The organism is Rothia kristinae, from assembly GCF_016028855.1.
Taxonomy (GTDB): domain Bacteria; phylum Actinomycetota; class Actinomycetes; order Actinomycetales; family Micrococcaceae; genus Rothia; species Rothia kristinae.
On the sequence record NZ_CP065738.1, the window covers coordinates 1,949,319 to 1,963,206 of the forward strand.

The 13,888-nt window shown below is 70.8% G+C and carries 9 protein-coding genes and 1 tRNA gene; 7 read left to right on the forward strand and 3 right to left on the reverse strand.

The genetic code is table 11. From position 1 onward, the window contains the following. Positions 1-92: 92 nt before the first annotated feature. A complete protein-coding gene (locus I6G21_RS08595) occupies positions 93-644 on the reverse strand; it encodes a flavodoxin domain-containing protein (protein WP_100463594.1) in 552 nt (183 codons plus the stop codon). A 139-nt stretch (positions 645-783) separates the two neighbouring features. On the opposite strand from I6G21_RS08595, the gene pyk reads away from it, so the two are divergent. Beyond that, positions 784-2,253: a pyruvate kinase gene (gene pyk / locus I6G21_RS08600; protein WP_061225457.1), complete on the forward strand. Its 1,470-nt coding sequence runs from the start codon at positions 784-786 to the stop codon at positions 2,251-2,253. Positions 2,254-2,351: 98 nt separating this feature from the next. Then, positions 2,352-2,436: transfer RNA gene (locus tag I6G21_RS08605), tRNA-Leu, on the forward strand. A 36-nt stretch (positions 2,437-2,472) separates the two neighbouring features. Here the strand turns inward: I6G21_RS08605 and I6G21_RS08610 are convergent. Then, entirely contained in the window at positions 2,473-5,451 is a 2,979-nt protein-coding gene (locus I6G21_RS08610) for an ExeM/NucH family extracellular endonuclease (protein WP_129357559.1), read from the reverse strand. A gap of 324 nt (positions 5,452-5,775) precedes the next feature. Here I6G21_RS08610 and I6G21_RS08615 point away from each other — a divergent pair, with 324 nt between their 5' ends. Together I6G21_RS08615 and I6G21_RS08620 are read left to right on the forward strand one after the other, a co-directional pair. After that, a complete protein-coding gene (locus I6G21_RS08615; protein WP_064725233.1) occupies positions 5,776-6,240 on the forward strand; it encodes an SRPBCC family protein in 465 nt (154 codons plus the stop codon). 209 nt (positions 6,241-6,449) lie between these two features. Continuing rightward, positions 6,450-7,124 (forward strand): ANTAR domain-containing response regulator, encoded by a 675-nt coding sequence (locus tag I6G21_RS08620; protein ID WP_100463597.1) that lies wholly within the window; start codon positions 6,450-6,452, stop codon positions 7,122-7,124. A gap of 42 nt (positions 7,125-7,166) precedes the next feature. Here I6G21_RS08620 and I6G21_RS08625 read toward each other — a convergent pair whose 3' ends face one another. Beyond that, positions 7,167-7,625 (reverse strand): hotdog fold thioesterase, encoded by a 459-nt coding sequence (locus I6G21_RS08625; protein WP_061225455.1) that lies wholly within the window; start codon positions 7,623-7,625, stop codon positions 7,167-7,169. Between the two features lie 70 nt (positions 7,626-7,695). On the opposite strand from I6G21_RS08625, the gene polA reads away from it, so the two are divergent. The 3 genes from polA to rpsA all read left to right on the forward strand — a co-directional run bounded on the left by polA (position 7,696) and on the right by rpsA (position 13,710). Then, the gene (gene polA / locus I6G21_RS08630; protein ID WP_269148338.1) at positions 7,696-10,464 is read left to right on the forward strand and encodes a DNA polymerase I; all 2,769 of its coding nucleotides are present in this window, start codon (positions 7,696-7,698) and stop codon (positions 10,462-10,464) included. A 55-nt stretch (positions 10,465-10,519) separates the two neighbouring features. Further along, positions 10,520-12,001: a GNAT family N-acetyltransferase gene (locus I6G21_RS08635; RefSeq protein ID WP_100463598.1), complete on the forward strand. Its 1,482-nt coding sequence runs from the start codon at positions 10,520-10,522 to the stop codon at positions 11,999-12,001. A gap of 236 nt (positions 12,002-12,237) precedes the next feature. After that, positions 12,238-13,710 (forward strand): 30S ribosomal protein S1, encoded by a 1,473-nt coding sequence (rpsA, locus tag I6G21_RS08640; protein WP_064725231.1) that lies wholly within the window; start codon positions 12,238-12,240, stop codon positions 13,708-13,710. Positions 13,711-13,888 lie beyond the last annotated feature (178 nt).

Genomic DNA, 13,888 nt, shown 5'->3' on the forward strand with positions numbered 1-13,888 from the left:
GGTGGGTCAGACGCGATGGGTCTGCCCCCGCCGCGTCGGGCCGCGCGGCGTCGCTCCGGCCGGGTCTCTCCGTCTGGGGCGCTCCGTCCGGGTCAGCCGCGCTGGGCCCGCACCGCGGCCACGAAGTCCGCGGTGCTGGCCCGGTCCGAGTAGTCCGCGGATCCGCCGTAGGAGTCGATCATCTGCTGATCGGAGACGGACTTGTCCGGCTTGGCCTTCAGGAAGGTGCGCACCCCCATCATCGCGGTGCGGTGGGTCCAGGACAGGCGCGAGTAGTCGATGCCGCCGCGGAAGTGTCCGGTGGGCACCGCGCCGCGGCGCGGGGCGTAGGCGGTGGGCAGGTTCTTGGCCAGCTGCCCGTCCAGCTTCTCGGCGGTCGCGGAGACGGTCCCGGAGAAGGAGACCGTGAAGAAGCCCAGGGCCCGCCCGTCCAGGTGGGGTGCCAGGCGCTCGGCCTCGGCGGCGTCGGTGAGCTTGCCGGCGTAGTCGCTGAAGCCCAGCACGACGGCGTCGGCCTCGGCGACGTCGTCCGGGGTGGCCGAGGCCAGGTCCAGGGCGGTGCCCTCGAGGTCCTCGGCGATCCACTGGGCGTAGGTGCGGGTGTAGCCGTAGTGGGAGCCGTACAGCACGAGGGCGCCGGACATGTTCTCCTCCTGGGGTCTCTCGGATCTTCCCTCAGCCTAACCCGCGGTGTGGGAATGTGTGGGATTGAACGCGGACACGGTGGGTTCACCCGGCGCCGATGACTGTTCATGTGGCTTTGCGAGAACTAGAGTGGAAGCCATGAGACGCGCAAAGATCGTATGCACCCTGGGTCCGGCACTGTCCTCCTACGACAAGCTCTCCGAGGCCATCTCGGCCGGATTGAACGTCGCCCGCCTGAACATGAGCCACGGCGACCACGATGTCCACACCGCCAACTTCAACAACGTCCGCCGAGCCTCGCAGGACCTCAACAAGAACGTCGCGATCCTCGCCGACATCCAGGGGCCCAAGATCCGCCTGGAGACCTTCGTCAACGGCTCCGAGATGCTCGAGCCCGGCGACATCTTCAAGATCACCGCCGAGGACGTGCCCGGCACCAAGGAGATCTGCGGGACCACCTACAAGGGCCTGCCCGGGGACGTGCGCCCCGGGGACCTGCTGCTGATCGACGACGGCAAGGTCCGCCTGGAGGCCACCGAGGTCTCCGCGACCACCGTGACCACCCGCGTCGTGATCGGCGGGAAGGTCTCCGATCACAAGGGCATCAACATCCCCAACGCCGCGGTCTCCGTCCCGGCGCTGACCGAGAAGGACGAGAAGGACCTGCGCTGGGCGCTGCGCACCGGCGTCGACATCATCGCCCTGTCCTTCGTCCGCTCCGGGGACGACATCCTCCGCGTGCACGAGATCATGGAGGAGGAGGGGCTGAAGCTGCCCGTCATCGCCAAGATCGAGAAGCCGCAGGCGGTGGACAACCTCCAGGACATCATCGACAAGTTCGACGGCATCATGGTCGCCCGCGGCGACCTCGGCGTGGAGTACCCGCTGGAGGAGGTGCCGCTGGTCCAGAAGCGCGCGATCGAGCTGGCCCGCCGCTGGGCCAAGCCCGTGATCGTGGCGACCCAGGTGCTGGAGTCCATGATCTCCAACCCGATGCCGACCCGCGCGGAGGCCTCCGACTGCGCCAACGCGATCCTGGACGGCGCGGACGCGGTCATGCTCTCCGGGGAGACCTCCGTGGGCCAGTACCCGATCATCACCATCCAGACGATGGCGCGGATCGTGGAGTCCACCGAGGCCCACGGCCTGGACCGCGTCCCGGCCCTGGGTTCCAGCCCCCGCACCCGCGGCGGCGCGGTGACCCTGGCCGCGGTGAACATCGCCCAGCAGCTGGACGTCAACTTCATCTGCACCTTCACCCAGTCCGGCGACTCCGCCCGGCGCCTGTGCCGCCTGCGTCCGTCCAGGCCGATCCTGGCCTTCACCCCGGACCCCAAGGTGGCCGCGTTCATGGCCCTGTTCTGGGGCGTGCAGGCCGTGGTGGATCAGAAGGCGCAGTCCACGGACGAGATGCTCGCCGAGGTGGATCGCTACCTGATCTCCAAGGGCATGGCCACCAAGGACGAGATGATCGTGATGACCGCCGGCTCCCCGATGGGCGTGGCCGGCTCCACGAACATGGTCCGCGCCCACCGCGTGGGCGACCTGGACGACAACGGCGCTCCCGTGCCCGAGGAGCACGAGAAGCTGGGGCCGTACCGGGACTGATCCCGCGGTGATCCAGCGGTGACACCGGCCCGGGCGACGGGCTCGTGTACAGTGGGGGCGTCCTGCCGGGCAGCGATCCGGCGGACGCCCCCTTCCGCGCCCAAGTGGCGGAATCGGCAGACGCGCCGCACTCAAAATGCGGTGTCTTCGGACGTGTGGGTTCGAGTCCCACCTTGGGCACCACGGCCGCTCTGTACGGTCTCGACGGCGCGGTGGGCGTCAGGGGTGGGTTCGACGGGCGCGGCGCACCAGCAGCCAGCCGAGCAGACCCAGCCCGACGCCGGCACCGAGCGGCCCGGCAACCCAGGCCCCCGTAACGGCGAGCCCCTGGGAGCCGCCTGCCTCATCCGCGGAGGGTCCGGACTCGCTCGGGCGACCGGAGCCCCGATCTGCCTGACTAGTTCCGGCCTCACCGATCTCTCCGGAGCCGTCCGGAGCGACGGGGCCCTGACCGGGATCACGCGGATCCCGCGCACTCGGTCCCGACGGCTCCGCAGGCCCGGCTCCTGCGCCCGGATCCGACGCCGTCCCCGACGGGCTCGGCGCCACGGTGGGAGCGGGAGTGGGGACGGTGGTCGGCTCGGCCGTCGGGCTCGGCGCGGAGGATGTGGGGCCGGCGCTCGGCTCGGGAGTCGGTTCCCCGGTGGGCTCAGTCGTCGGGCTGGGGCCCGGAGCGGGCTGCTCGGCGTCATCCGCGCCCGGCCAGGTCAGACCCACCACCAGCGGATCGTGATCCGAGGAGCGGAACGGTCCGGGCGCGTAGAGGTCCTTCGCGTTCGAGTTGTAGCGGCTGTACTCCAGGCTCACGGACTCCACCGAGTTGATGCTCCACACGGAAGCCCCGGTCACGTGGGAGAACAGCGGGCCGCTGGCCAGGACGTGGTCCAGGGAGCCCGAGCGTCCGCCGTAGACGTAGGTGCTTCCAGCCTTCTTCGCGGAGCCGATGTCCGTGTACCCGGCTTCATACAGCACCTGCAGCGGATCCTCTCGCGTGTAGGCGTTGAAGTCGCCGAGCAGCAGGACGTTCTGCGTCCCCAGGGCCTCGGCGCGGGCGGAGGCGAAGTCCCGCAGGGCCTGAGCCTGGCGGACCCGATCCGCGGTGGAGCGACCCTGCCCATCCCCGGTGTCCTCGTTGCCCTCCCCGGAGCCGGAGCCCTTGGACTTGAAGTGGTTCACCACCGCGAGGATCATCCGATCTGGCTTTTCCTGGTCCTGCGGGGTCCCGGCCGGGGCGAAAGCCTGCGCCAGGGGCTGCCGGGCATTGGCGAAGGCCGGGGAATCCGTGAGGATCACCGAATCCCCGACGGGACGGACCCGGTCCGGCTGGTAGATGAAGGCCGTGCGGATGACGTCCTCCTCCGCGGGCAGCGCGGAGGGCGAAGGCACGAAGGCCCACCGACGGTGACCGGCCGCCTCATTCAGCGCATCCACCAAGGTGGACAGCGCCTCGTCCCGATCACCGCCCACGGCAGCGGAGTTCTCGATCTCCTCCAGGGACAGCACCGCCGTGTCCATGCGGTTGATGGCCGCCACGATCTTCGCCTGCTGGCGTGCCAGGTTCTGCGCATCCGCCGCCCCGCGCACCGCGCAGCCATCGCGCACGGTCACCGGGTTCCCGGCTCGGTCGGTGTAGAAGCGGCAGCCGGGCAGCTGATCCCCGGTGGTGGTGAAGTAGTTCAGGACGTTGAAGCTGGCCACGCTCAGATCCCCGCCCACCGGGGCCGGGGCCTGAGCTCGGGTATCGCCGAAGCGGGCGGGGGAGGGCAGCGCGGAATCCCCGGTCACCCACCCGGTGGGCTGCAGACGCCAGGCGTCGAACCCGTACCCGAGCACCACCGGATGATCGAAGACCACCGGGGCGCCCACCCGCACCGGATGCTCGGTGGACAGGTATGGCACCGGGGTGTCCGACGCGCCGCGGGTGTAGTCTGCGGTGGCGCCGTCGTCGAGCACATACTCACGGGCGGCGCTGTTCGCCTCGTAGGCTCGGGCCGGTTCCCCGGGAGCCACGACGTCGGTGGTCTGCTTCAGCGGCTCGGTCCCGTTGACCAGGCGGACCTCCCCGTATCGCCCCGTGTCATACGCATCCGTGACGGTGATGTCCCCAGTGGGCAGCAGCAGCATCCCCTCCAGCGCTTCCCGGGCGGTGGGATCCTCCGGCAGCTGACCGCTCACCGGCGTCACGGCGTCGGCCGGGGTGTCCAGCAGGCTCAGGCCCCCAGAGGACACCGAGATCTGGGTCTGCCCGTAGTACTCGGCCACGGTGCCCGAGACCCGCACATGATCCCCGACCCGCACCAGCCCGGCCGTATCCGGGGAGTAGACGAAGATCCCGTCCGACGCCCCCGGGGTGAGATCACTGTCCCCACCGGTGCCGGGGGTCTGCACGGTGTAGCCGCGCAGACCACCCTCCGGGTACGCCGCGGTGACCACCCCCTCGGTGGTCACCGCCTGACCCACCAGCGGACTGCTGTCCCCGGTGCCCTGGATCCGCGCGATGGGCACGACATCCCCGGGCTCATCCGACCCCGAGGGCTGCGGGTCGGGGACGCGTGGGGAGCGGGTGCCGGGCGTAGGCACCGCGGCCGTCCACGTGCTCCCGTCGAACTGCAGCGAGCTGCCCGCCGGGGCGGTTTCTCCGATGGGAGTCGCCGCGAGCCCCCGCAGCGGCTGGGGCACGGAAGGCGAGGTTCCCGCGGTCAGGCCCCGTCCACCGGTGACCCCACCGATCTGGTCGAAGTCCACGACCGCGCCCGCGGCGTCGATGATGAAGGCGGAGGAGCCGTAGGCGCCGTCAGCTCGGTCCCCGGTCTTCACAGCATTGGCGATAGGCAGGCGCACCACCAGCAGACCGGAGTCATCGATCACGGTGCCTTCCGGCAGGGTGCGCAGATGCTGCTCGCTCTGCGGGGTACCCCCGCGGGTCAGGGAGCCCACGGTCCACCCGGACAGATCCGTTCCGGCTGGGGCGGCGATCTCCTGGAAGTCCTCATCATCCGGGCCGGCGTAGGAGATCTCCGAGAGCTCCGTGGCGTCGGCGGCATCGGCGGCCTCGGCGGAGGAGGTGGACGCGGCGCTCGCGGCGGGTGCGCTGGATGAGAGCGGTTCCGCCCCGGCCGGGACGGAGCCCAACAGGAAGAGGATCGCGGCCGCGCCGAGGGCCAGGGGTCGGAGCGGTGCGGAGCGGGGTGGGTGCATGGTGGGGTCCTCGAGGTGAGAGTGCGTGATGGGTCGGCCGATCGGGTGGGGAGGTTCCGGTCATCCCCGGCAGATCCTAGGGACCGCGGGTTCCGGATGGGTGAGGGGGAGGCCAACGACGGGTGAACGGGCGCCGACGCCGTACGTTGTGGCCCAGACCGCACCGGTGTGCCGAGACCGCGCCCGACGGGTGCGGTCTCGGCACATTTGTACGGTCTCGGCCGTTCTGTGCGGTCTTGCGGCTGAGGGCGAACTCGGCCCCGCGCTCCCGGCCGCCGACTAGGGTGGATGGTGACCGCTGTTCCCTCACCCAAGGAGCAAGAGATGACCGACCAGACCTCGATCACGGTGACCCGCACCATCGACGCGCCGGCGAAGGACCTCTTCGACGTGCTGTCCAACCCCGAGCGGCACCAGGAGCTGGACGGCTCCGGATTCATCGTCTCCGACGACAAGACCGACCGCATCCAGAAGGTCGGCGACGTCTTCCGCATGAACATGCACGGGGACCACATGGGCGGGGACTACAAGACCGAGAACCACGTGACCGGCTTCGACGAGAACAAGCTGATCTCCTGGAAGACCGCCCCCGAGGGCACCGAGCCCCCCGGCTGGGAGTGGGTCTGGGAGCTGGAGTCCACCGGCTCCGACTCCACCGACGTGCGCCTGACCTACGACTGGTCCGCCGTGGACCCGCAGTTCGCCCGCGAGGTCGGCTTCCCGCTGGTCAGCGAGGAGCAGCTGGAGTCCTCCCTGGACAAGCTCGCCGCCGCCGTCGCCGGCGCCTGAGCCGCCTCGAAAGCGACGACGGCCCACGAGCCGCCGTCGCACCCGACGCCGCCTCACCCTCTGCGCATGTCCCATCCCGCCGTCCGAGCGGGTGGGCGTAAAATGCGCAGAGGGTGAGGCGGCGTCCGTCCCGGGTCCCTTCCCGAGACGCGTGCGCTCACCCCGCACCCTTTTTCCGTGACCGTCCGCACCACCCAAGGAGACCGCCGATGTCCGAGAACAGCTCCACTCCCCAGGACTCCGCGGAGACCATCGACGTCAGCGCCGCGGCCGAGCCCGCCGCGGCCGAGACCACCCGGGCCGACTCCAACCGGCCGGTGCGCCGCGTCGTCGTCGCCGAGGACGAGGCCCTGATCCGGCTGGACATCGTGGAGATCCTCTCCGCCCAGGGATTCGACGTCGTGGGCCAGGCCGACAACGGCGAGGACGCGGTCTCCCTGGCCCAGGAGCACCGCCCGGACGTGGTGCTCATGGACGTGAAGATGCCCAAGATGGACGGGATCAGCGCCGCAGAGCACATCGCCAAGGAGCGCATCGCCCCCGTGGTGCTGCTGACCGCGTTCAGCCAGAAGGAGCTCGTGGACCGGGCCACCGAGGCCGGGGCGATGGCCTACGTGGTCAAGCCGTTCACGGAGAACGACCTCATCCCCTCCATCGAGGTCGCGATCAGCCGGTACGAGCAGATCAAGGCCCTCGAGCACGAGGTCACCGACCTCAAGGAGCAGTTCGAGACCCGCAAGCTCGTGGACCGGGCCAAGTCCCTGCTGATCACCAAGATGGGCCTGACCGAGCCGGAGGCCTTCCGCTGGATCCAGAAGACCTCCATGGACCGGCGCCTGTCCATGCGCGAGGTGGCCGAGACCATCATCGCCCAGGTCGCCTGAGCCCACACCCCGGGTCGGGCGACCGCCCCGGGGCTGCGTCGGTCAGCCCTTCCGGTCAACCAGCAGATTGGTGATCCGGGCGGTGGACAGGCGCCGGCCGTCGTCGTCGGTCATCACGATCTCGTGCACGCACAGGGTGCGGCCCAGGTGGATCGCCGTGCAGGTGCCGGTGACCCAGCCGCTGCTGGCCCCGCGCTGGTGCGTCGCGTTCACATCCAGCCCCACGGCCATCTTCTCCGGGCCGGCGAACACGTTGGCGGCCATCGACCCGAGGGTCTCCGCCAGCGCCACGTGCGCCCCGCCGTGCACCAGGCCGTAGGGCTGGGTGTTGCGCTCCACCGGGAAGCGGGCGACGGCGCGCTCGGCGGTGAGCTCCTCGAAGACGATGCCCATGTGCTCGGCCATCGTGCCGATGCCGTGCGCGGGCAGCGCCTCCTGCACCTCGGGCGGCACCCCCATCGCGGTGAGGCGATCGGCGGACTGGCGGGGGGAGTCTTCCATGGCGGGCTCGGCCTTTCGAGAGGGGATGCGGGCCCGGACGGGCCGCGACGGGTGTGCTTAGGATTGTAGGGTGACTTCCACCCAGCAGCCCCAGCCGTCCGACGCCGCCGCGACCGATCCCGCCGAGCAGCCCGCCGCCGAAGGCCTGGAGGAGGTCAGCCGCCTCCTGCTGGTGGACGGGCACTCCATGGCCTTCCGCGCCTTCTACGCCGTGCCCGAGGGGTCCTTCGTCACCACGGCCGGGCAGCACACCAACGCCGTGCACGGGTTCACCGCGATGCTGCTGACCATGATCCGGCAGCTGCGCCCCACCCACGTGGCCGTGGCCTTCGACCTGTCCGGGCCCACCTTCCGCTCCGAGGAGTACCCCGAGTACAAGGCCGGGCGGCAGAAGACCCCGGAGGAGTTCGCCGGGCAGATCGAGTACATCCAGCAGACCCTGGACACCCTGAACATCCCGTGGATCACCGTGGAGGGCTTCGAGGCCGACGACATCGTCGCCACCGGGGCGCACCTGGCCGAGAGCGCGGGGGCGGAGGTCGTCGTCGTCTCCGGGGACCGGGACGCCTTCCAGCTGATCTCCGAGCGCACCAGCGTGCTGTACCCCACCAAGGGGATCTCCGAGATCCCGCCGCGCACCGCCGCGGACATCGAGGAGAAGTACGGGGTCCCGCCCCGGCTGTACCGGCACGTGGCCGCCCTGGTGGGGGAGTCCGCGGACAACCTGCCGGGGGTGCCCAAGGTGGGGCCCAAGACGGCCGCCAAATGGCTGGGCCAGTACGGGGACCTGGAGGGGGTGCTGGCCCACGCCGAGGAGATCCGCGGCAAGGCCGGGGAGAACCTGCGGGCGCACCTGGAGGATGTGCGGCGCAACTTCCGCCTCAACGAGCTGAGGCGGGACCTGGACCTGCCGGTCAGCTTCGCCCAGATGGCCCGGCGGGAGCCGGATCTGGTACGCATGGACGCGCTGTTCGACGAGCTGGAGTTCCGCACCCTGCGGGACCGGGTCCGCCGGGACCTGTCCGCCGCCGAGCCCGAACCGCAGATCCAGATCCCGCAGCGGCAGGACCTGCCCGACGCCGCGGCCATCGAGGCGGCCTTCGGGCAGCCCGGCACCACGATCGCGCTGACCCTGCAGGAGGACTACCGCCTCGGCCCCGTGCTGCAGATCGCGGACCCGGAGGCGGTGGGCACCGCGGTGCTGGAGGAGCTCGACGAGGCCGCGAGCACCACCCTGCAGCGGCTGCTCACCGAGCGGGCCGCGGACCTGCTGGTCAGCGACCTCAAGGGGCTGGTGCGCCGGCTCGGGGAGCTGGGCTACCGCCTCGCCGACGCCGGCCGGGACGTGGCCCTGGAGGCCTTCGTGCTGCGCCCGGGGGCCCGCGGCTACGACCCCGAGCAGCTGGGCGGGGAGTTCACCTCCTACTCCTTCGGCCCCAAGCTGAAGAAGCCCACCCAGGCCACGCTGCGCAAGGAGACCCCGGAGCAGCGCCGTCAGAAGGCCGTGCCGTGGCTGGATCGCTTCGCCGCGGCCGCCTGGCTGCTGCACGACGTCGCCCGGACCGTGCAGCAGCGGCTGGGCGAGCACCCGTGGGCCCAGCGGATCCTCACCGAGTTGGAGATCCCGCTGGCCGAGATCCTGCTGCGCATGGAGCTGGCCGGGGTGGCCGTGGAGCCGGCCCGGCTGGAGGCGCTGATCGAGGCGTACCAGGCCGAGATCGACACCGCCCAGCGCAACGCCGAGCAGGTGCTCGGCGGCCAGACGGTGAACCTCTCCTCGCCCAAGCAGCTGCAGACCGTGCTGTTCGAGACCCTGGGGCTTCCCACCACCCGGAAGATCTCCTCCGGATACACCACGGATGCGACCTCCCTGCAGGAGCTCAGCCGCACCCTGGAGCCGGGCACCGCCGGGTACGACTTCATGGCCTGGCTGCTGCGCTACCGCGAGTACACCAAGCTGCGCCAGGCCGTGGAGGGGCTGCGCGACGCCTTATCCGCCCAGGACCGGGTGCACACCACCTTCGGGCAGACCACCGCGGCCACCGGCCGGCTCTCCTCGATCAACCCGAACCTGCAGAACATCCCCGTGCGCACCGCAGAGGGCCGCAAGATCCGGGCGGCCTTCGTCGTCGGCGAGGGGTACCAGGAGCTGCTGACCGCGGACTACTCCCAGATCGAGATGCGCATCATGGCCCACCTGTCCCAGGATGAGGGCCTGATCCAGGCCTACCGGGACGGGGAGGACCTGCACCGCTTCGTCGGCTCCCAGGTCTTCGGCGTCACCCCGGCCGACGTCACCCCGGAGATGCGCGCCAAGGTCAAGGCGATGAGCTACGGCCTGGCCTACGGGCTGAGCTCCTACGGGCTGTCCAAGCAGCTGGAGATCTCCGTGGACGAGGCCCGCGGGCTGATGTCCAGCTACTTCCGCCGCTTCGGGGCGGTGCGCACCTACCTGCGCCATATCGTGTACGAGGCCCGCAAGAGCGGATACACCGAGACGATGTTCGGGCGCCGCCGCTACCTGCCGGAGCTGACCAGTTCCAACCGCCAGACCCGGGACATGGCCGAGCGCGCCGCGCTGAACGCCCCGATCCAGGGCTCGGCCGCGGACATCATCAAGAAGGCCATGCTGGGGGTGGATCGGCGCCTGCGCGAGGAGGGCCTGTCCACCCGGATGGTCCTGCAGGTCCACGACGAGCTGATCCTGGAGGTGGCCCCGGGCGAGCACGACGCCGCCGAGGCTATCCTGCGGGAGGAGATGTCCGGGGCCGCGAAGCTGCGGGTGCCCCTGGAGGTGCAGGTGGGCCGCGGGCCCTCCTGGAACGACGCCGCCCACTGAGCCCGCCCGATCCCGCCGAGCCGAGACACCGCGCACCCGAGACCCAGGAGACCCCATGACGCTCACGCCCTTCGAGCTGACCCGCTTCCTCGACGAGGACGGCGAGCCCACCGCCCTGTACCGCGCCGCGACCCGGCGCATCGCCCTGGGCTTCTACGAGGACCCGGGGGACGCGAAGCTGCAGCGCTGGAACGCCGAGCACGAGCAGCAGATGCGGGCGGTGATCCGCGGCTTCACGGATGAGGACACCACCCTGGCCGGGCTGCCCAGCGCGCAGGGACCGCACCCGGTGGCCACGATCTTCGGCTTCCCCAACACCGTGGAGGTCGGCGCCGGGGCGGTGCCCGCGTGGATGATCACCGGGGTGGGTGTGGCCCCGACCCACCGGCGTCGGGGGATCCTGCGCCGGATGATGGAGCCGGAGCTGGCCCGGGCCCGGTCCGAGGGCTGCGGGATGGCCGCGCTGACCGTCTCCGAAGGCGAGATCTACGGTCGCTTCGGCTTCGGGCTGTCCACCCGCATGATCACCTACGAGCTGGACCTCACCGCGCGTCCGCGGCTGCTGCCCGGCGTCGTCGAGCGCTCCGGGGCCCGGCAGGGCCGCATCCACCAGGCCCAGGGCAAGGAGCTGGTGGAGTTCGGGCTGGCGCTGCGCGAGTCGATCGCCGGGTTCCGGGCCGGGCAGGCCGTGCGCCCGCGCGGGGTCGTGGAGAACGCGGTGGGCGCGGTGAACCTCTCCGAGGATCAGCTCAAGCCCGACGGCGCCCGGCAGGCCCTGGTCTTCGAGGGCCCGGACGGGGTGGAGGGCTACGCCGCCTTCAACCACCAGGGCTGGGGCTCCTCCTCTCCGGGGCCCAACCGGGTGGTGGTCAAGGACTTCCAGGCGGTGAGCACCCGGGCGCGGGTGGCCCTGTGGGAGCAGCTGCTCAGCCTGGACCTGGTGGACTTCCTGGAGTTCCGCGCGGCCCCCGGCAACGAGCTGGCCCGGGCCCTGTCCAACCCGCGGGCTGTTCGACAGATCCGGGAGACCGACGTGCTGTGGACGCGGATCCTGGACGTGGCCCGCGTCCTGGAGCACCGGGAGTACCTGGCCGACGGCGAGCTGGTGCTGCTGGTGGATGACCCGCTGGGACTGGTCACCGGCGCGTACCACCTGCGCATCCGCGACGGGCGGGCCGAGGTGGTGCCCGGGCGGGCCGTGTCCGAGGTCGACGCGGCCCGGGCCGGGGAGGGCGCCGAGGCGGCGGTTGGTGCCGGGGAGTCCACGGGATCCGGCACTGCCGATGGTGCCGGGGCCGAGCTGCCCGGGGCGCACCTGCTGGCCGCGCGGGACGAGCGGCGCACCGAGGCCGAGGATGAGCCGGAGCTGGCCCCACAGGCCGCCCGGGTGCGCTTCCCCGTGCAGCTGCTGGCCTCCGCGGTGTTCCAGGGCTGCGAGCCCGAGGTGCGCTTCGGCCTGGTCACGGGCGAGGGCGCGGAGGAGGCGGCGCGGCTGTTCGCGGTCCGCCGGGAGCCCTACTGCGACTTCATCTTCTGACGCCGTCGACGGTCTCGGCCGTCATGGTGTGGCGCGCGGGGCCCCGGCCATTGACCCGAGGCCCCGCGCGCCCATAGACTTGACGGGTACGCCCAGGCGTACGCCCTATCAGTAACCAAGCACATGTCCGTGCCGTGCGTCCTCGTCCTGCCCGCCAGGAGGGGGATCACCCGCCGGGAGGCGGACCGCGGCGTCGGACCCGTTCGACCAACGATCCACATCGGAGCCCCTACTACATGACCACCAACACCCCCCAGGTTGCCATCAACGACATCGGAACCGAAGAGGACTTCCTCAAGGCCGTTGATGAGACCATCAAGTACTTCAACGACGGTGACCTCGTCTCCGGCGAAGTCGTCAAGGTCGACCGCGACGAAGTTCTGCTGGACATCGGGTACAAGACCGAGGGCGTGATCCCCTCCCGCGAGCTGTCCATCAAGCACGACATCGACCCGGACGAGGTCGTCGCCGTGGGTGATGAGGTCGAGGCTCTGGTCCTCACCAAGGAGGACAAGGAAGGCCGCCTGATCCTGTCCAAGAAGCGCGCGCAGTACGAGCGCGCCTGGGGCGACATCGAGAAGATCAAGGAAGACGACGGCGTCGTCGAGGGCACCGTCATCGAGGTCGTCAAGGGCGGGCTCATCCTGGACATCGGGCTGCGCGGCTTCCTGCCGGCCTCCCTGGTGGAGATGCGCCGCGTGCGCGACCTCGCCCCGTACATCGGGCAGAAGATCGAGGCCAAGATCATCGAGCTGGACAAGAACCGCAACAACGTGGTCCTGTCCCGTCGCGCCTGGCTCGAGCAGACCCAGTCCGAGGTCCGCTCCAACTTCCTGCACCAGCTGCAGAAGGGCCAGGTCCGCACCGGTGTGGTCTCCTCCATCGTCAACTTCGGCGCCTTCGTGGACCTGGGCGGGGTCGACGGCCTGGTGCACGTCTCCGAGCTGTCCTGGAAGCACATCGACCACCCGTCCGAGGTCGTCGAGGTCGGCCAGGAGGTCACCGTCGAGGTGCTCGAGGTGGACATGGACCGCGAGCGCGTGTCCCTGTCCCTGAAGGCCACCCAGGAAGACCCGTGGCAGACCTTCGCCCGCACCCACGCCCTGGGCCAGGTCGTGCCCGGCAAGGTCACCAAGCTGGTGCCCTTCGGTGCGTTCGTGCGCGTGGAGGACGGCATCGAGGGTCTGGTGCACATCTCCGAGCTGGCCGTGCGCCACGTGGACATGGCCGAGCAGGTCGTGTCCGTGGGCGAGGAGCTGTTCGTCAAGGTCATCGACATCGACCTGGATCGCCGCCGCATCTCCCTGTCCCTCAAGCAGGCCAACGAGGGTGTGGACCCGGACGGCACCGAGTTCGACCCGGCCCTGTACGGCATGGCCGCGGAGTACGACGAGCAGGGCAACTACAAGTACCCCGAGGGCTTCGACCCGGAGACCAACGAGTGGCTCGAGGGCTACGAGGCCCAGCGCGCCGCCTGGGAGCAGGAGTACGCCAACGCCCAGGCTCGCTGGGAGGCCCACAAGGAGCAGGTCCGCAAGGCCCTCAACGAGGACGCCGACGCCGCCGCTTCCGCGGCCACCGGCGGCCGCGGCGGGTCCTCCGCGCAGACCTCCTACTCCTCCGAGGCCCCGGCGTCCGACGCCGGCACCCTGGCCTCCGACGAGGCCCTGGCTGCTCTGCGCGAGAAGCTCACCGGCGGCAACAACTGATCTCGTCGGCCCTCGCCGCGCCGCCCGTCAGGGTGCCGCGGTGAGACCGTGAGATGAGGCGAAGGCCCCGTCCCCGTGATGATCACGGGGGCGGGGCCTTCTCTCATGTTCGTGGGAGTGGGGGAGTGCGCCGAGCCGTCGCTGTCGTGGGTTTTGGGGTGCGGATACGCCACGTGGG